General features: G+C 71.8%; 19 protein-coding genes. 5 read left to right on the top strand and 14 right to left on the bottom strand.

Annotation, left to right across the window (positions count from 1 at the left end; translation table 11 throughout):
- The first annotated feature begins 86 nt into the window (after window positions 1-86).
- Complete coding sequence (locus FM051_RS26770; protein WP_158848045.1) at window positions 87-230, top strand: hypothetical protein; 144 nt, start codon at window positions 87-89, stop codon at window positions 228-230.
- Window positions 231-282: 52 nt separating this feature from the next.
- Here FM051_RS26770 and FM051_RS26765 read toward each other — a convergent pair whose 3' ends face one another.
- The 3 genes from FM051_RS26765 to FM051_RS26755 form a co-directional block, all read right to left on the bottom strand.
- The gene (locus FM051_RS26765; RefSeq protein WP_158848043.1) at window positions 283-759 is read right to left on the bottom strand and encodes a Dps family protein; all 477 of its coding nucleotides are present in this window, start codon (window positions 757-759) and stop codon (window positions 283-285) included.
- Between the two features lie 14 nt (window positions 760-773).
- Window positions 774-1,196: an organic hydroperoxide resistance protein gene (locus tag FM051_RS26760; protein ID WP_158848041.1), complete on the bottom strand. Its 423-nt coding sequence runs from the start codon at window positions 1,194-1,196 to the stop codon at window positions 774-776.
- Window positions 1,197-1,306: 110 nt separating this feature from the next.
- Window positions 1,307-1,867 (bottom strand): NADPH-dependent FMN reductase, encoded by a 561-nt coding sequence (locus FM051_RS26755; RefSeq protein ID WP_158848039.1) that lies wholly within the window; start codon window positions 1,865-1,867, stop codon window positions 1,307-1,309.
- 79 nt (window positions 1,868-1,946) lie between these two features.
- Between FM051_RS26755 and FM051_RS26750 the strand changes: the two genes are divergently transcribed.
- The gene (locus FM051_RS26750; protein ID WP_158848037.1) at window positions 1,947-3,014 is read left to right on the top strand and encodes an alpha/beta hydrolase; all 1,068 of its coding nucleotides are present in this window, start codon (window positions 1,947-1,949) and stop codon (window positions 3,012-3,014) included.
- A gap of 55 nt (window positions 3,015-3,069) precedes the next feature.
- Here FM051_RS26750 and FM051_RS26745 read toward each other — a convergent pair whose 3' ends face one another.
- Genes FM051_RS26745 through FM051_RS26735 form a run of 3 tightly spaced genes read right to left on the bottom strand, consistent with a single transcriptional unit; the run spans window position 3,070 to window position 4,416 of the window.
- Window positions 3,070-3,771 (bottom strand): hypothetical protein, encoded by a 702-nt coding sequence (locus FM051_RS26745; RefSeq protein WP_158848035.1) that lies wholly within the window; start codon window positions 3,769-3,771, stop codon window positions 3,070-3,072.
- A complete protein-coding gene (locus FM051_RS26740; RefSeq protein WP_158848033.1) occupies window positions 3,768-4,088 on the bottom strand; it encodes a type VII secretion target in 321 nt (106 codons plus the stop codon). The genes FM051_RS26745 and FM051_RS26740 overlap by 4 nt, the downstream gene beginning before the upstream one ends.
- Before the next feature lie 25 nt (window positions 4,089-4,113).
- On the bottom strand, window positions 4,114-4,416 hold the full coding sequence (locus tag FM051_RS26735) for a YbaB/EbfC family nucleoid-associated protein (protein ID WP_158848031.1): 303 nt from the start codon (window positions 4,414-4,416) through the stop codon (window positions 4,114-4,116).
- A gap of 92 nt (window positions 4,417-4,508) precedes the next feature.
- Between FM051_RS26735 and FM051_RS26730 the strand changes: the two genes are divergently transcribed.
- Together FM051_RS26730 and FM051_RS26725 are read left to right on the top strand one after the other, a co-directional pair.
- Entirely contained in the window at window positions 4,509-4,754 is a 246-nt protein-coding gene (locus FM051_RS26730) for a hypothetical protein (protein WP_158848029.1), read from the top strand.
- A 231-nt stretch (window positions 4,755-4,985) separates the two neighbouring features.
- Window positions 4,986-6,167, top strand: a complete 1,182-nt coding sequence (locus tag FM051_RS26725) for a methyltransferase domain-containing protein (RefSeq protein ID WP_158848027.1) — start codon at window positions 4,986-4,988, stop codon at window positions 6,165-6,167.
- Window positions 6,168-6,253: 86 nt separating this feature from the next.
- Here the strand turns inward: FM051_RS26725 and FM051_RS26720 are convergent, their stop codons facing one another.
- From FM051_RS26720 to FM051_RS26690, 7 genes are all read right to left on the bottom strand, one after another.
- Window positions 6,254-7,657, bottom strand: a complete 1,404-nt coding sequence (locus FM051_RS26720) for an alkaline phosphatase family protein (RefSeq protein ID WP_158848025.1) — start codon at window positions 7,655-7,657, stop codon at window positions 6,254-6,256.
- Window positions 7,654-8,775 (bottom strand): metabolite traffic protein EboE, encoded by a 1,122-nt coding sequence (gene eboE, locus FM051_RS26715; protein ID WP_158848023.1) that lies wholly within the window; start codon window positions 8,773-8,775, stop codon window positions 7,654-7,656. The genes FM051_RS26720 and eboE overlap by 4 nt, the downstream gene beginning before the upstream one ends.
- Entirely contained in the window at window positions 8,772-9,635 is an 864-nt protein-coding gene (locus FM051_RS26710; RefSeq protein ID WP_158848020.1) for a TatD family hydrolase, read from the bottom strand. Before FM051_RS26710 ends, eboE begins: the two co-directional genes overlap by 4 nt.
- Window positions 9,635-11,050: an EboA domain-containing protein gene (locus FM051_RS26705; RefSeq protein WP_158848018.1), complete on the bottom strand. Its 1,416-nt coding sequence runs from the start codon at window positions 11,048-11,050 to the stop codon at window positions 9,635-9,637. The genes FM051_RS26710 and FM051_RS26705 overlap by 1 nt, the downstream gene beginning before the upstream one ends.
- Entirely contained in the window at window positions 11,047-11,901 is an 855-nt protein-coding gene (locus FM051_RS26700; protein WP_158848016.1) for an SCO3242 family prenyltransferase, read from the bottom strand. The genes FM051_RS26705 and FM051_RS26700 overlap by 4 nt, the downstream gene beginning before the upstream one ends.
- A complete protein-coding gene (locus FM051_RS26695) occupies window positions 11,898-13,055 on the bottom strand; it encodes an inositol-3-phosphate synthase (RefSeq protein WP_158848014.1) in 1,158 nt (385 codons plus the stop codon). Before FM051_RS26695 ends, FM051_RS26700 begins: the two co-directional genes overlap by 4 nt.
- Before the next feature lie 267 nt (window positions 13,056-13,322).
- Window positions 13,323-13,817 (bottom strand): MarR family winged helix-turn-helix transcriptional regulator, encoded by a 495-nt coding sequence (locus FM051_RS26690; RefSeq protein WP_158848550.1) that lies wholly within the window; start codon window positions 13,815-13,817, stop codon window positions 13,323-13,325.
- 122 nt (window positions 13,818-13,939) lie between these two features.
- Between FM051_RS26690 and FM051_RS26685 the strand changes: the two genes are divergently transcribed.
- Entirely contained in the window at window positions 13,940-15,073 is a 1,134-nt protein-coding gene (locus FM051_RS26685; RefSeq protein ID WP_238412674.1) for a cytochrome P450, read from the top strand.
- A gap of 64 nt (window positions 15,074-15,137) precedes the next feature.
- On the opposite strand, the gene FM051_RS26680 is transcribed toward FM051_RS26685, so the two are convergent.
- The gene (locus tag FM051_RS26680; RefSeq protein WP_158848012.1) at window positions 15,138-16,586 is read right to left on the bottom strand and encodes a catalase; all 1,449 of its coding nucleotides are present in this window, start codon (window positions 16,584-16,586) and stop codon (window positions 15,138-15,140) included.
- Between the last annotated feature and the right edge of the window lie 179 nt (window positions 16,587-16,765).

Genomic DNA, 16,765 nt, shown 5'->3' with positions numbered 1-16,765 from the left:
TCGCCCGGGCCTACGACGAGATCGTCACCGAACGCCTGCGCCTCCAGCTCACCGAAGGCGCGGCGGCCACGGCGGCGATCCGGTCGTTGAACGACCGGGTGGACGGGCTCCAGGCCGCGATGGCCGCCGCGCCGCCGTCCGAGACGACCGTCCGCGCGCTGTTGAAGCGCCTGGCGACACTCGTCGACCAGGCGCGTGAACTGGAGGAACAGGCCGTCGAAATGCTCTGACGACACCGCGGCCCCGGGCGTCCAACGGACGCCCGGGGCCGTTCACCCCGCCTCACGCCTGCTGCGCCTGCCACATCCAGTGCGCCTGCTCGACGTTCTTGGTGATCTCGATCAGCAGGTCCTGGGTGACCAGGTCGGACTTGTCCGTCTCGTCGATCCGGCCGCGCAACCGCTGGACCAGCTCGGCCAGCGCGGTCACGATCGCCGTGACGACCTCGTCCTCCTTGAGCCAGCCGCCGGGGAACTCCGGCACACCCGAGCCCTCGGCCACGGTCCGCGCCTTGCCGTCGGGCGAGATGCCCAGCGCGGCGGCGCGTTCGGCCACCTCGTCGGTGTAGGTGCGGGCGGTCGTCACCAGCTCGTCGAGCTGGAGGTGCACGCTCCGGAAGTTCTTGCCGACCACGTTCCAGTGCGCCTGCTTGGCCACCAGGGACAGGTCGACCAGGTCGACCAGGGTGGCCTGGAGGACCGCACCCACCGACACCTTGTCGGCCTCGGACAGCGGACTGGTGATCGGGGACTTGCTCATGGTCTGACGCCTCCTCACACGGTGGTCGTGAGAGCCACCTCGATGTTGCCGCGCGTCGCGTTGGAGTACGGGCAGATCTGGTGGGCGGCGGCCACCAGCTGCTCGGCCACGGCCTGCTCGACGCCCGGGATGTGCGTCGCCAGCTCCACGGTCAGCTGGAAGCCGCCTTCGCCGTTGGGGCCGAGACCGACCTTCGCGGTCACCGTCGTCTCACCGATCTTGGTCTTGACCTGGCGGGCGGCGACCTTCAGCGCGCTGTGGAAGCACGCCGCGTACCCGGCGGCGAAGAGCTGCTCGGGGTTGGTCTTGTCACCGCCGGGACCGCCCAACTCCTTGGGCGTGGAGAGCTGCTCGTCGATCACGCCGTCCGAGGACCGGACCTCGCCGTTGCGACCGTCTCCGACTGCGATGGCTTCCGCGGTGTAGAGCACCTGCATGGTGAACGCTCTCCCTTGAGCTGGTGTTGGGCTGACGATCGAACCCAACACCCGGCCGAAGCCGAACCACACCCGGTCGTGTGGCAACTCACGCCCTCACAGGTACCCCGTCAGCTGGTCCTCGACACTGCGAACTCGGTCACCTGTCGCCCGATCGTGCGGAGTTGGTCGGCCACCGACGGCACCGAGCACCCGCCTTCGAGGTCGAACTCGACCTCACGCGAGTTCACCGCCGCACCCAACGGCGTGGGCCAGCCGCGCAGCGCGTGCACGATCGAGCGCAACGCGGTCAACGTGGTCACCGACGCCTGCCAGCCCTGCGCCGCCGCCACGCAGCCGACCGCGCGGCCGTCCAGGTAGGGGCGCTCGTCGCCGCGCAGGTCCTCGATGTAGTCGAGGGCGTTCTTGACCAGGCCGGACACCGTGCCGTGGTAGCCGGGTGAGACCAGCACCACGCCGTCCGCGAGGCGCAGCGCCTCCACGAGTCGGCGGGCGTTGTCCGGCCGGTCGGGGATGGAAGGGTCGTAGAACGGCAGCACCAGGTCGGGGCCGGCGATCTCGACGACCTTCGCGCCGGCCTCGATCGCGCCCTCCAACGCGATCCGCATCGCGCGCTCGGACTGCGAGTTGGGGCGGAGGGACCCGCCGATGCCCACCACGGTGACCGTCATGGTTTCCGATCCTGCCACCTCCACCTAGGCCGAGGTCCACTACTCGCTTCGGTCCCTACCGGCGAGTAACGTGCGTCTCATGTCGAAGCTCGCCGAGTCGATCCCTCCCGGCGTCCTCGCCGGCGCCCTGCGCTTCGTGTTCGGTCTGCCCGCGCCGCTGCGCGGGCTGATCGCCGGCCGACCGATCACGCTCGACGGTCAGCGGCTCCACCCGGAAGCCCAGCTCCTGCTGCGGTTGAGCCAGCTCACCGGTGAGGAGTGGCAGACGACCACGCCCGCCGCCAACCGCTCCGCGCTGTCCCGCAGCAACGCGTTGGTCCGCGGTCCCGTCATCGGCGGCGTGGCGGTGCGGTCGCTGTCGCTGGACGGCGTCGGCGCGCGGTTCTACGAGCCGACCGGGCTGGCCGACGGCTCGCCGCTGCTGGTCTTCTACCACGGTGGCGGGTGGGTCAGCGGTGACCTGGACAGCCACGACAACCTGTGCCGGTTCCTGGCCGTCGAGGGTGGTGTGCGGGTGCTGTCGGCGGACTACCGGCTCGCGCCCGAACACCCGTTCCCGGCAGCGGCGGAGGACGCGCGGACGGCGTTCGAGTACGCCGTCGCGCACGCCGACGAGCTGAACATCGACCCGGGTCGGATCGCGTTGGGCGGTGACAGCGCGGGCGGCAACCTGGCGGCCGTGACGGCGTTGCACGCGGGCGAGGTGAAGCCGGTGTTCCTGCTGCTGTTCTACCCGGCGGTGGACGCTTCGGTGCGGCGGCGGTCGCGGGAGCTGTTCGGCAACGGCTTCTTCCTCACCGACGAGAAGATGGACTGGTTCCTCGACCACTACGCGCCGTCACGCGAGGCGCACACCGATCCGCGGCTGTCCGTGTTGCTGGCGGAGGACCTCAGCGGGCTGCCGCCGACGTACCTGGCGACGGCCGGCTTCGACCCGTTGCGGGACGAGGGCGAGGCGTTCGCGGAGAAGCTCGCGCGGCAGGGCGTGCCGGTGGTGTTGCGGCGGTACGAGGGGCTGTTCCACGGGTACGCGAACATCCTGGGTGTGGGTGGTGTGTTCCGGGAGGCGGTGGCCGAGGCGGTCGGGTCGCTGCGCACCGGGTTGGCGTTGGCCAACACCCGGCAGGACATCCCCGAGACCGCGTGACGTGACGTGCCGGTCGCCGCAGTCGGCGACCGGCCCGTCGTCGATCTCCGGGTTTTCAGCCGCCCTGGGACTGGCCTTGGGACGGGCCGCCCTCGGACTGGCCTTGTTGTGACTCGCCACCTTGCGACTGACCGCTTTGCGCGGGACCGCCCTGTGACGTGCCGGCCTCCGCCTGGCCGCCGGTCTCGGCGGCGTCCATCTGCGCGTTGAGCTCGGACCGGAGCGCGGCGACCTCGTCCTGGGTCGCCTGGCACACCTTGATGATGTCGGCGACGGCGAGGTGCACGGTCTCCTCGGCCACCGGGCCGTCGACCGCGTCTTCGAGCCAGCTCCCGTCGAGCACCATGGAGACGGCGGGGTCGGCCTGCCCGGCGATGGTCAGGATCTCGTCGGACGCGACGCGCGCCAACTCGTCCATCTTCTGCGCGATCCTGGCGACCTCATTGATCAGCGTGTCCAGCTGCTTGCGCTCGTCGCGCAGCTCGGCCAGCTCCTCGCTCATGGCCGCGCTCGCCGAGTCCGACGCGGAACCCTCGGTGCTCGCCTCGTGCTCGGCCTGCGCCTTCTCCTGTTCCTCGATGGCCTTGTCGAGGTCGGCCGCGGCGGTGCCGAGCTGCTGGACGTAGGCCTCGATCGCCTGCGGGTCGTAGTCGATCTGCCGGATCGCCGCGATCGGGTCGGGTGAACCGACCTGGCCTGCCGCCTGCGCGAGCCGCACGCAGCCGTCCATCGCCTTCTGGAGTGCGGGGTGGGTCATCGCAGGCCCTCGCCGGATCGGTTGACGTCCTCGGTGTTGTCGGCGTCGACGCGGTCGTACTCGTCGGCTTCCGCGCGGACCTGTTCGGCGATCTCGGCCAGCCGGTCGCGGCGCCGCGCGACCCGGTCACGACGACGTCCGACGATCGCGTCCAGGTCCGCCGCCAGCCCTCGTCCCGGACCTGAGATGCCGAACGCGCCGCTCGGGACGGTGGTCGCACCCAGCGAACCCGCCGCCGTGCCCGCGTGGTCGCCGGCGCGCCGGAACCCGTTGGCGGATTCGCGCATCCGGCCGGTGTCGGCCCTGAAACCTGCCATGCCTCCCCCTCTTGCCATTGCTCCGCTACTGCGTGCCCAGGTAGTACGAACGCCGCTCGGCCACCAGCTCACGGGCCTTGCGCTGGGCCTCGCCCGCGGCCTGGAGGACCGCGTTGGCCAGTACCTTCGGGTCGACCCGCCCGACCAGCGCCGCGTTCACCGCGACTTCGACGACCTTCGCCGTGTGGTCCACGCCGATCTCGACCAGGCCGCTGTCGTCGCGGCCGAACACGACCCGTTCGGCGAGGTCGCGTTTGAGCGCGAGACGCGCCTGGTCGAGTCGTTCGGCACGGGCCGCCAACTCGTCCAGCGATGGCTGATCCGTCATGCGCGCGTCCCCCGATCGGCGGCACGGTGTTCCCCGTTCGGACGGAGATCATCCGAGTCCGGTTCCGTTTTGGCTACGGTAATCTGAAGATCGTGGGCTACTGGGTACGGGTCAGGGTCGGGGACGTGCCGCCGCCCGCCCGGCCGGTTGCGGACAGTGAGCCCCGTTGGGTCCGGGCCGGCATCCGTACCGTTGTGTCGGCCGCGCCCCCTCCCGCGCGTTCCGCCGAGTCCGAGCCCGAATCCGAGTCGCTGACGCCGGAGACGTGGCTGGTGGACTCGTTCGAACTGGTCGTGCCGCGTTACCCGTGGCAGAAGGCCACCGAGACCGATCCGTAGATCCGATCTCGTCCCGCGGTGGCGGCCGGCTAGGATCGGGGGCATGAAGTTCTTCTTCTTCCTCGTCTGACGCGCCCGCCGGCGGGTTGCGCGGACAATCCCCTCGCCGGCGATGCGGGGCGGTGATCACGCCGCTCCGGGTCGCGACGTGGGAGTAGATCAAGTGATCTCTCGTGAACCGGCGCTCGCGCGCGCCGGAGTTCTGCCGCGTCCGGGCGCAGTCGTCACGACGTGACGGCCGCGCGCCTGGTGGCGCGGACGGTTCGGGGTGTCGAGGACGTGGTGGCGGCGGAGATCCGCCACCTGGGGCTGGGTCGGGTGGAGCGGGTCGGACACCGCGAGGTGTGGTTCCGGTGCGCCGACCCGAGCCCGGACGTGCTCGCCCTCCGCACCGCCGACGACGTGTTCCTGGTAGCCGCCGAGGTCACCGGCGTGGGCCGTGCCAAGGCGGACCTCCGCTTGTTGGCCGACGCTGCCGTGCCGATTTCTCGACTGTTGGAGCTGCGCGAACGGTGCGGCGGCGTGGTCACGACGGCGGGCGTGGACGTCTCGGCGTCGTTCCTCGGTCGCCGCAACTACACGCGTTACGACGTGGAGGACGCCGTGGGCACGGCTTTGGCCGCCGCCTTGGCGGTCCCGTACCGGACGAGACGGGCGGGCGGGGTGCCACCGCCCGGAGGGCTGTCGTGGCGCGTGACCATCGCCGACGACCGCGCCCTGCTGGCCCTGCGCATCGCGGACCGGCCCTTGCACCGCAGGTCCTACCGGGTGCGGTCGCGGCCCGGGAGCCTGCACCCGCCGCTGGCCGCCGCGATGGTCAGGCTGGCCGGCCCGGTGGCCGGTGCGACCGTGCTGGACCCGTTCTGCGGGACGGGGACCATCCCGATCGAGGCGGCGCTGGCTGCCTCACGAGTTGTCCACAGCCTGCGGATCGTGGCCGGCGACCGCGACCCGACCGCATTGGCGTCGGCCGTGACCAACACCGAACAAGCTGCCGGAACCGGCCCTAGCGCAACACGATTGGGTGATCATCACCGGAATATGTACGGAAACACTGTTCTCGTACCTCGGTTAGAACGAGGCGCCCCGAACCACCCCGGCACCCCGCGAATCACCTGGACGACCGCCGACGCCGGCCGCCTGCCGATCGCCGACGACACGATCGACCTGGTCCTGACGAACCCGCCGTGGGCCCGGCAAGTGCCCCCGACCGGCACCCTGGCCCGGGAGCCGGGGCGGTTCTGGCGGGAGCTGCGCCGGGTGCTCCGCCCGGACGGACGCGCCCTGCTGCTCCTGCCCGACGCCGACGAGCGCGTGGCCGATGCGGCGCGGGCGGGGCTGGCCGTCAGGAGCCGCCGACCGGTGAGCCTGTCCGGCCTGCACCCGGAGATCGTGGAGCTGACACCCCGTTGACCCGACCCCTTGACCCCGACCGCGTTGACCCCGACGCCGTCGATCCGACCGCGTTGATTCGACCGCGTTGATCCGCCGGCACACCGTCACCGAACGGGTTCCGTCGCGGGTATCCCCTGGAGGTCCAGCAGGAGGTCCCGCACATCGGTGGCGGCGATCCGGCCGGCGCGCTCGACCGCCGCCGGCACGACGTCGTTCGAGCACAGCAGCACCGGACCGTCCTCGACGCGGTCGGGCAGCCGGCCGTGGGTGCCCCGCACGCACGACGGGTCGAGCGGCACCACGTTCATCGCGTAGCGGAGGCCGAGCTTCTTGCGGGCCAGGGCGAGCCCGGCCCGTGCCTTCGCGAACCGGTCCGCCGGGTCGAAGAACAGCTCGGCCGGGTCGTACCCCGGCTTGCGGTGGATCTCCACACCCCGGGCGAAGTCCGGCGCACGGCTGTCGTCGGTCCAGTAGTAGTAGGTGAACCAGGCGTCGGGCTCGGCCACGGCGACCAGTTCGCCCGACCGTTCGTGGTCGAGGTCCACCAGGGCCTGGGCGTCCCGGTCGAGCACCGCGTCGACGCCGGGCAACTCGTCGAGCACCGCCCGGACCCTCGGGACGTCGGCCGGATCCGCGACGTAGACGTGCGCGATCTGGTGATCCGCCACCGCGAACGCGCGGGACGTCCAGGGGTCCAGCAGTTCCATGCCCGCCTGCGCGTAGACCTCCAGCAGCCCTTCGGCGCGCAGTCGGCGGTTGATGTCGACCGGTCTGCGCGCCGCCGTGATCCCGTACTCCGACAACGCCACCACGGTCGCGCCGGCCGCGTCGGCGTCGACGAGCAGCGGGGCGAGCGCCGCATCGACCTCGGCCGCCGCCGTCACCGCCTGCGGGCTGTCGGGACCGAACCGCTGGAGGTCGTAGTCGAGGTGCGGGACGTAGACGAGCAGCAGGTCGGGGCGCTGCTCCGCGAGCACCTCCCGGGCCGCGCCCACGATCCACTCGCTCGACGCGAGCGAGGCCGTCGGCCCCCAGTACCGGAACAGCGGGAACTCACCGAGGGCACTGGTGAGCCGGTCGTGCAGCTCGGGCGGGCGGACGTAGCAGTCGGGCGATTTGCGCCCGTCCGCGTGGTAGACCGGGCGCGGGGTCACGGTGACGTCGGTCGACGCGCCCATGGCGTACCACCAGCAGATGTTGGCGGCCGTGTAGCCGGGGTGCGCGCGGCGCGCGGTCTCCCACACCTTCTCGCCGCCGACCAGCCGGTTGTGCTGGCGCCACAGGTGGACCTCGCCGAGGTCGCGGAAGTACCAGCCGTTGCCGACGACGCCGTGCCGCGCCGGGGTGAGGCCGGTGAGCAGCGTGGACTGGACGCTGCACGTCACGGCGGGCAACACGGTCCCCAGTGCGGCCTGCCAACCGTGACGGCCCAAGGCGGCGAGGTTGGGCATGTGCCGCAGCAGACCCGGTGTCATGCCGACGACGTCCACGACGACCAGCGGTTTCACGCCGACACCCCTTCGCCCAGGTGCTCCATCGCCCAGCGCAGTTCCGCCGCGATGCCCTTGGCCAGTCCGTCGTCGGAGTGGCGCGATCCGGGCAGGACGGTCCACGTGTACGTCTCCACCTCGAAGTGCGGCATGGTCTCCACCGTCGCCCTCAGGGCTTCGGTCGCCGCCAGCAGGACACCGGTCGTCGAGGTGAGCGGCGCGGGCGGGGCCTCGTGCAGCGGGACGTGGAAGTGCACCCGCCACGGGTGCTTCGCCGGCAACTCCTCCAGCGCGTCCGGCAGGTCGTCGGCCGCGAGCACGCCCGCCGGGTCGTTCTCCCGGACCTGGTGCAGGTAGCGGGGTTCGGCGAACGCGGCGATGGCCCGCCTGCCCTCCTCCGTGCCCGGCTCGGCGACCTCCAGCGCCGCCGACGCCTGCACCTTGACCACCGACAGCCCGGCGCGGTGGATCGTCGCGACGGCCTCCGCCGGGTCGGCGAACGACACGGCGAGGTGGCAGGTGTCCAGGCAGACGCCGATGTGGTCGTGGTCGACGCGGCCGGCCATCCACTCGACGGCGTCGGCGACGGTGTCGAGCACGCAGCCCGGCTCCGGCTCGACCGCGAGCATGATCGGCCTGCCGTTCCGGGTCGCCTCGGCACGCAGGAAGCGCGCGAACGCGTCGAGCGCGCCGCGCGCACGTTCGTCGTCGATGCCCGTCCACGGCTCCCGCCAGGCCAGCGGCAGCGTCGAGATGCTGCCGTAGGAGGCGGAGTCGGGCAGCAGGTCGGCCAGCACGACGGCGCAGTCCGCCGTGTACGCCAGCCGTCGCGGATCGGTCCACGGGGGCAGGTAGACCGAGTGCTTGACCACCTCCTGGTGGAACCCGCCGTACGGAAAGGCGTTGAGGGTGCTCACCGTCAGCCCCCTGGCCCGCAGTTCGGCCGCGAGACCGTGCCTGGCCGTCTCGTCCTTGGCGAGGCCGTGCGCGACCGGCTCGGCCAGCCACAGGCCGAGCGCGAGCGTGTCGACCCCCAGGTCCTCCCGCACGTGCACGGCGTAGCGGTCGAGCTGGGCGAGGACACCGGGCAGGTCCTCGGCCGGGTGAACGTTGGTGCAGTACGCCGGCGGGGTCACGGTCGTGCTCCTCTCAGGACCGAGTTCCCGGCGAACGTGTCGGACGTGTCGGACGTCCCGGACGGGTCGTCCAGGTTGAGGCGACCGCTCTGGCCGTAGAACTCGACCGGGTTCCGCCACAGCACCTTGTCCACGTCGGCTTCACCGAACCCCGCGTCGAGCATCGCCAACGCCGTCTTGTAGGTCTTGAGCGGGTCGGACCGGCCCCAGTCGGCGGCGGAGTTCACCAGGACGCGGTCCGTGCCGTACTCGGCGAGGACGGCCACCATCCGGGTCTCGTCCATCTTGGTGTCCGGGTAGATGGAGAACCCCATCCAGCAGCCGGAGTCGGCCACGGCGCGCACCGTCACCTCGTTGAGGTGGTCCACCAGGACCCGTTCGGGTGGCAGGCCCGACTCGCGGACCACGTCGAGCGTGCGCGTCGTGCCCGCCGCCTTGTCCCGGTGCGGCGTGTGCACCAGCACGGGGAGGTCGTGCTCGACGGCGAGTTGCAACTGTCGGGCGAAGGCCTCGTCCTCCTCCGGGGTCATCGAGTCGTAGCCGACCTCGCCGACCGCGACGACACCGTCCTTCTCGAGGTAGCGCGGCAGCACGTCGAGCACCCCCGTGCACCGCGGGTCGTTGGCTTCCTTGGGGTTGAGCGCGAGCGCGCAGTGGTGCCGGATGCCGAACTGCGCCGCCCGGAACCTCTCCCAGCCGATCAGGCCGTCGAAGTAGTCGGTGAACGACGCGACGCTCGTGCGCGGCTGACCGAGCCAGAACGCGGGCTCGACGAGTGCGCGGACCCCGGCCCGGCTCATCGCCTCGTAGTCGTCCGTCGTGCGCGAGGTCATGTGGATGTGCGGGTCGAAGATGCGCATCAGGTCTCGCTCCTCAGCAACTCGGCGGCCTCCGCCGGCACGTCGCGCCCGGCGGCACGGCGTTCGTCGGCGTACGCGCCGACCATGCGCAGCAGTTCCGCGTCCGCGCGCCGGTCGAGTCCGGCCACGGCGGCGAGGGGGATTCCCAGGAACAGGCACTTCAACACGCCGTGGCGCCAGGTGTGTTGGTCGAGGTGGTCCGCGGCGAACGGTCCGAGCGCGGCGGCGACCAGCCTGGTGTCGTTGGTGCGCAGTGCGTCCTTGACGAGTTCGACGCCCTGCGTGACGGCCTTGTCCCCGACCTCGGCGAGTGCCCGCAGCACACCGCGCCGTTCGGCGTCGTCGCCGAAGCGGTAGAGGGAGACCAGTTCGGCGCCCAGGTCCTCGCTCACCCCGGCCAGGGCGACCAGCAGCCGGGTGCGGGCCAGGTCGTCCACGGTGCCGTGCACGACGCCGAGCGGGTCGGTGTGCTCGTGCAGCGGCGTTCTGCCGACCGTGCGGCCGACCGCGGGGAAGAGCGTGCGGATCGAGGCGGGGTCGGCGCGGACGGTCTGCTCGGCCTTCACCAGCCAGGGGTGGTCGACCGGGGGTAGGGCCGCTTTGAGCGCTTCGATGGCCCTGCGTGCGACTTCGGGCGCGGCGTGGCTGTGCCTGGGCAGCTCGACCGCGGCCAGTCCGGTGTAGCCGATCTCCGCGAGCGCGCCGAGGGTGGCGGGGAGGTCCAGGGTGCCTTCGCCGAACTCCAGGTGCTCGTGGACGCCGGGCAGCATGTCGTCGAGCTGCACGTTGAGCAGCAGGTTTCCCACTCGGCGGATGCACGCGGCGGCGTCCTCCGGCTCCACGGCGACGCAGTGGCCCACGTCCAGGGTGATCCCGAGCAGCTCCGGTGACCCGAGTTCGGCGTGCAGCCGCAACGCCTGCGCCACGTGCTCGACGACCATGCCGGGCTCGGGCTCCAGCCCGAACGGCACCCCGTGCCCGGCCGCGCCGTCCAGCACCGCCTCGACGCCCGCGCGCAACCGCCGCCACGCCTCGTCGGGCTCGACGCCGGGTGGCGGGACACCGGACCAGAAGGAGACGCAGTCGGCGCCGAGGTCGGCCGCGATCCGCACGGCCCGCAGCAGGAAGTCGACCCGGACTTCCCGGTCCTCGCCGACCAGCGTCGGGTGGTGCTTGCGGCGCGGGTCGAGCAGGTAGCGGGCCCCGGTCTCGACCACCACTGCCAGGTCCAGTTCGCGCAGTCGTGCGGCGACCTTCTCGGTCTGCCGTGCGACGTCGGCGGCGAACGGGTCGAGGTGGGCGTGGTCGAGCGTGAGCGCCACCCCGGTGTAGCCGAGATCGGCGATCACCGCGAGGGCGTCGCCAAGCCGGTGGTTGGCGAACCCGTTCGTGCCGTAACCGAGGCGGAACGTCATGTCGGACCCACCTTCCGGCCGAGCCGGCGGGCGAGTGGCAGGGCGGCCGCGACCGCGACCGCGCCGAACAGCGACCCGCCTCGCGCGGTCAGCGCGGACTGCAGCAGCACCATGCCGTGGATGCCGGTCTTCGTCGCCGCACGGACCGTCGCCGCCCCCGGCGCGCGGACGGCCGCGAGTTGGGCGCGCCCCACCGTCGCGGCGTACCCGAGGCCTCCGGCGAGCGCCGCCAGCCGGTGCGGCCGGGTGGCCACCGGACCGATGACCGAGGTGATCGCGGTCAGGGCGGTGCCCGCCAGCACCGCCTTCGCGGTACCGGACGACGTGCCGTGGACCTCGCCGCGCGACAACGCCGTCACGCCGAGCGTGTGGCCGGCCATGACCATCGCCGCGGGCACCGCCGCACCCGCACGCGCACCACCCGCCCCGAGGAGAACGTCGAGCGCACGGCAGGCCGCCATGCCGAACGGTCCGGCCGCGGTGGATTTCAGCAGCGTGTCGTAGGACAGGACCGCAACAGACAGCGGCACCGCGACACCGAGCGCGTCGCGACCACCCGCATACGCCGCGATACGGAGGCCGGCCGCACCGAGCGCAACGGCGGTGACCAGCGCGGCACGCGGGCTGATCCGGCCGGACGGGATCGGGCGCTCAGGCCGCTCCACCGCGTCCAGGTCGCGGTCGGCCCAGTCGTTGAGCGCCATCCCGGACCAGTACAACGCGACCGACGACAGCGGCAGCAGCAGGCGTCGGCCGCGCAACGGCCTGCCGGACGCGGCGGCCCCGGCGACGGTGTCACCGAGGACGGTCAACGCGGCCGGTGCCCTGACCAGTTCCGCGTAGGCCTTCACGCCAACTCCCGTGCCCAGCGGTAGAGCGCCCGGGTCTGCTCGGCGAACCGGTGTTCGTCGCTGCCGATCGGGTCTTTGAAGAAGAACGCCAGCGACCCGAGCGCGCCCCACTGCCCGTGGGCATGCGCGGCGGCGACGAGGCGGGCGAGGTCGAGCACCAGCGGCGCGGCCAGTGACGAGTCGAGTCCGGTCCAGGTGAACTCGAGGGTCATCCGGGCGCCGAGGAACCCCTCGAACGACACGTGGTCCCAGGCCGTCTTCTGCTCATGCAGATCCGGCACGTGGTCGATGTGCAGCGGCGCGGTGACGTCACTGCCCAGCAGCGCGGCGAGACCGCGTGCCTTCGACTCCAGCTTGCTGACCGCGCGCACCGGGTCGTCCAACGTGGCGCCGTCGCCACCGCCGAGCAGGTTGGTGCCCGCCCACGACCGCACGTGCAGCGCCCGCGCGGTGAACATGGGCGCCAGCACCGTCCGCACCAGCGTCTCCCCCGTCTTGCCGTCCCGGCCCGCGTAGGGCAGCCGCCGTCGGCAGGCGAGTTCGTCGAGCGCGGGCAAAGCCACACCGGTGGACGGGGTGAAGTCGACGAACGGGCAGTCCGCGCTCAGCGCCGCGTACGCGGCCAGCGAACTGGGCGGCAGCACCGAGCGCCGCGGGTCGGCCAGCGCAGCCTCCAGCGCGGCGAGGTCACCGTGCTCCGGGACCGCCTCGACCGGCGGCTCGGTCGAGGCCACGTTGATCACCACGACACGCGCCAAGCGGTGCCGTTCGCGGAACCCGGCGATGTCCGCGACCAGGCGCTGAGCCGCCTCCGCCTGGCTGCCCCGGTGGGTTTCGGGGTGGTAGCCGTCGCGGATCTCGGCGTCGACCGCGCGCAAACCCGCCGTGATCGGGACGAGCAGCTCGTGCGGCAGCACACCGCTGTGGGCGAGCTCCTCGGCGTGTTTCACCAACGGCGTCTGCACGATGTCGTGTCCACCGACGACCAGGTGGTCCCAGCCCGGCAACGGCACGTCGGCCAGCTCCGGCTGCCCGGTGACGCATCCGGTCGGTGGGGCGAGGCCGGCGCGCAGCGCGAGCAGTCCGCTGATCGCCGTCGTCGCGACCGATCCGCGCGCACCGATCAGCCAGAGCCCAGTGGGTTCGTCCGTCATGGCCGCCTCCTCGTCCGGACCGCACCGCACCGCAACAGTCAGCCACCGCCGGGCAGGCCCCGCAACGCGGCGATGGCCGCGTTCGTGTCGTCGACGGGCAGGTCGCGCACCACCGGACCGGTGGCCTTCCGCCGGCACGCGACCCGTCAGCGGACGACGCGGTCCTCGCGGGGTACGGCTGCCGGTCACCGATGTCACCCAGCCGGGTCACCCCAGGCGGGTCACACCAAGCGGGTCACACCAGGTGGGTTACACCGACGTTCGCGCTCAGGAACGCGGTCGGGTGGTGGGGTCCGGTCCCTGGTCGGCGAGCAGGTCGCCCATGGTGGCGTGCAGCCGGTGGAGGAAGTCCTCGAACCGGTCCAACTCCGCGGGCTCGTACTGGGCGACCAGGGCTTGGAAGTGCGCGCCGAGCGGGCCGAAGAACTCGCGCGCGGGCCTCTCGATGCGCGGGCTGCTGCGCAGGGTCACGACGCGGCGGTCGGCGTGTTCGCGCGTGCGGACGACGTGCCCGAGCTTTTCCAGGCGGTTGATCAGGTTCGTGGTCGCGCCCGTGGTCAGCCCGAGGCGTTCGCTGAGGCGGGTCGGGGACAGGGGCGTGCCCTTGTCCTCCGCGTACAGGATCTCCACGAGGGCGGTGGCGTCGGTCGAGTTCAGGCCGAGCCACGCCGCGAAGCGGCCGGTGAAGTCGGTGTAGAGCGCGCCGAACGCCCGCAGGCCGTCCAGCAGGCGTGCGCTCCGTTCGGCGACGCCGCCGTCCACCCGCTCCCCTTCCACCGCCGCCCCTTCACCGCTGTAGATCACCAGTCGTCGTTGACAACCTACCCGCGACCAATTTACCTTCATGGTGAAGCTACTTTTCAATGAAGCAAACTGGGGGAAGCGTGACCGAAGCACCGCACGTGGACGTCGATCCGTTCGCCGCAACGAGCCGCGGCATCGACGAGCCGGCCCCCGATCGCGCCGCGTTACGCGCCGCCGGGCCGATCGTCCAGGTCGACGCCCCGGCCGGCGGTCGGGCGTGGATCGTCACCGACGACGCCGTCGCACGTCAGGTCCTCGCCGACCCGCGCCTGGTCAAAGACCCGGCGCAGGCACCCCCGACCTGGGACCGCCGCACGGCCGGCCTGGAGCGGACCGCGGCCGAGCAGCCCTCGCTGACCACCCTCGACGGGCCGGCGCACGCCCGGCTGCGTCGCGCACACGCCCCGCTGCTCACCGGCAAGCGCATCCGCGAGCAGTCCGACCGGATCCACGAGATCGCCCGTGACCTGCTCACCGCGTCGGCCGGGGCCGCGGAGGTCGATCTGGCGGCGGACTTCACCACCCGGTACCCGATCACCGTGCTGCTCGACCTGCTCGGCGTCCCCCTCGACCGCGTCGACCGGGCCACCGAGGCGTGCCGCCTGATGCTCGGCACCGACCCCGCCGACCAGGGCGCCGCCATCTCCGCCCTCATGGACCTGGGCGCGGCCGGTCTCGACAGCGGTCAACGCGGTCTGGCCGTCGAGCTGCGCGAGCGCGTTCCCCCGGAGACCACCGCGGACGAGGTGAACTACCACCTGTTCGCGTTGATCTTCGCCGGGCAGCTCACCACCGACGCCTCCCTCGGTTTCCTGCTCGCCCGTGCGCTCGCGGACGGTCCCGGGGGAACGCCGGACGACGAGTTGGTCCGCGCGACCCTGCGCCGCTACCCGCCCGCGCCGTTCACGCTCTGGCGGTACACCACCACCGAGGTCGAGTTCGCCGGCGTGCGGCTGCCGGCGGGGGCACCGGTGCTCGTGGACATCCAGGGGATCAACGCCCACGGCGGCGCGGACCTGAGCTTCGGCGCCGGGCCGCACTTCTGCATCGGCGCCCAACTCGCCCAACTCGAACTGCGGGCGGCGGTCGCGGTGCTGCGGGCCGATTTCCCGGACGCCCGGCTCACCGTCCCGTTCGGCGAACTGCGGCAGAGCGGGGTCGGCGGTATCCAGGGAACGCGGCTGACGGCGCTGCCCGTGGCGTTGCGCGGCTGAGGAGGCTTGGCACGACGAAGGGCCGCCCGGCGTGCACCGGGCGGTCCTCGTCAGTCGAGCGTGATCACTTGCCGAAGGCGGCGGCGATCTTGTCGCCGGTCTCCTTGTCGATGTTGCGCCAGTACTCGAACACGCGCTCCAGAACCGGCTCGGACACGCCGTTCGACGCGTGCGCGATCACGGTCTGCACCAGGCGCTCGCGCTGCGCGTCGTCCATGATCTCGCGCACCAGGGTCCCGGCCTGGCCCCAGTCGTCGTCCTCCGCGTGCAGCTTGTAAGCCGAACGGGTGACCTCGTCCTCGACGCCGTACGACGACGCGACCTCGCCGGCCGCCTCGACCGACGCGTGCGGGCCGCCGTACGAGTTGGGCGCGTACACCGGGTCGACCGCGTTGGCGAAGCGCATCGCGCCGTCCTTCGCGTACGAGTTCACCGGCGACTTCGGCCGGTTCACCGGCAGCTGCGCGTAGTTCGCGCCGATCCGGTACCGGTGCGCGTCCGGGTACGAGAAGATCCGGCCGATCAGCATCTTGTCGGGCGACGTGCCGATGCCGGGCACCAGGTTCGTCGGCTCGAACGCGGCCTGCTCGATCTCGGCGAAGTAGTCCGACGGGTTCCGGTCCAGCACCAGCCTGCCGACCTTGATCAGCGGGTAGTCGGCGTGCGGCCACACCTTGGTCAGGTCGAACGGGTTGAAGCGGTACGACGCCGCGTCCTCGTACGGCATGACCTGGACGTGCAGCGTCCACGACGGGAACTCGCCCCGCTCGATGGCGTGCCACAGGTCGGCGCGGTGCGCGTCGGCGTCCTCACCGGCGATCTTCGCGGCCTCTTCCGAGGTCAGGCACTCGATGCCCTGGTCGGTCTTGAAGTGGTACTTGACCCAGAAGCGCTCGCCGGCCGCGTTCTCCCACAGGTAGGTGTGCGAGCCGTAGCCGTTCTGGTGCCGCCAGGTCTTCGGGATGCCCCGGTCGCCCATCAGCCACGTCACCTGGTGCGCGGTCTGCGGCTGGAGGGTCCAGAAGTCCCACTGCATGTCGTGGTCGCGACGGCCGGTGTCGGCGCGGCGCTTCTGCGAGCGGATGAAGTCCGGGAACTTGATCGGGTCGCGCAGGAAGAACACCGGGGTGTTGTTGCCGACCAGGTCGTAGTTGCCCTGGGTCGTGTAGAACTTCAGCGCGAAGCCGCGCGGGTCCCGCCACGTGTCGGGCGAGCCGAGCTCGCCGGCGACGGTCGAGAAGCGCAGCAGCGTCTCGGTCTTCACGCCGGGCTGGAACAGGGCCGCCTTGGTGAACCGGCTGATGTCCTCGGTCGTCTCGAAGTAGCCGAACGCACCGCCACCCTTGGCGTGCACGACCCGCTCGGGCACCCGCTCCCGGTTGAACTGGGCGTTCTTCTCGATCAGGTAGTGGTCCTGGAGCAGGATCGGGCCGTTGGCGCCGAGGGTCAGCGAGTGGTCGTCGCTCGCGACCGGGATGCCTGCGTTGTTGGTGGTGTGACGCGCTTCGGTCACGCTGGCTGCTCCTTCTGTGTTCCTGCTGTGTTCCTGTGGCAGTCAGGGGGAGCCCTCTCTGTCAGACTGGTGTGAGACACAGGATCAGTTGAGTCTTCTGTGGAATTCGTAGGGCGAAGACAGGATTTTTGGGACTGTGACGTTGAGTGCCGCCGATCTCCAGGCCGATGATGGTTCGG

Origin of the sequence: Saccharothrix deserti (genome assembly GCF_009769385.1) — a bacterium.
GTDB classification, from domain to species: domain Bacteria; phylum Actinomycetota; class Actinomycetes; order Mycobacteriales; family Pseudonocardiaceae; genus Actinosynnema; species Actinosynnema deserti.
This window is presented reverse-complemented; position numbering and strand designations above follow the sequence as displayed.

What these genes read in the sequence shown, in the direction of transcription:
- FM051_RS26755 (WP_158848039.1), bottom strand. Translation starts at nt 1,867, where the DNA reads ATGACGGTCACCGTGGTGGGCATCGGCGGGTCCCTCCGCCCCAACTCG.
- FM051_RS26765 (WP_158848043.1), bottom strand. Translation starts at nt 759, where the DNA reads ATGAGCAAGTCCCCGATCACCAGTCCGCTGTCCGAGGCCGACAAGGTG.
- FM051_RS26705 (WP_158848018.1), bottom strand. Translation starts at nt 11,050, where the DNA reads ATGACGTTCCGCCTCGGTTACGGCACGAACGGGTTCGCCAACCACCGG.
- FM051_RS26735 (WP_158848031.1), bottom strand. Translation starts at nt 4,416, where the DNA reads ATGACGGATCAGCCATCGCTGGACGAGTTGGCGGCCCGTGCCGAACGA.
- FM051_RS26740 (WP_158848033.1), bottom strand. Translation starts at nt 4,088, where the DNA reads ATGGCAGGTTTCAGGGCCGACACCGGCCGGATGCGCGAATCCGCCAAC.
- FM051_RS26745 (WP_158848035.1), bottom strand. Translation starts at nt 3,771, where the DNA reads ATGACCCACCCCGCACTCCAGAAGGCGATGGACGGCTGCGTGCGGCTC.
- FM051_RS26760 (WP_158848041.1), bottom strand. Translation starts at nt 1,196, where the DNA reads ATGCAGGTGCTCTACACCGCGGAAGCCATCGCAGTCGGAGACGGTCGC.
- FM051_RS26695 (WP_158848014.1), bottom strand. Translation starts at nt 13,055, where the DNA reads ATGACGGACGAACCCACTGGGCTCTGGCTGATCGGTGCGCGCGGATCG.
- FM051_RS26710 (WP_158848020.1), bottom strand. Translation starts at nt 9,635, where the DNA reads ATGCGCATCTTCGACCCGCACATCCACATGACCTCGCGCACGACGGAC.
- FM051_RS26750 (WP_158848037.1), top strand. Translation starts at nt 1,947, where the DNA reads ATGTCGAAGCTCGCCGAGTCGATCCCTCCCGGCGTCCTCGCCGGCGCC.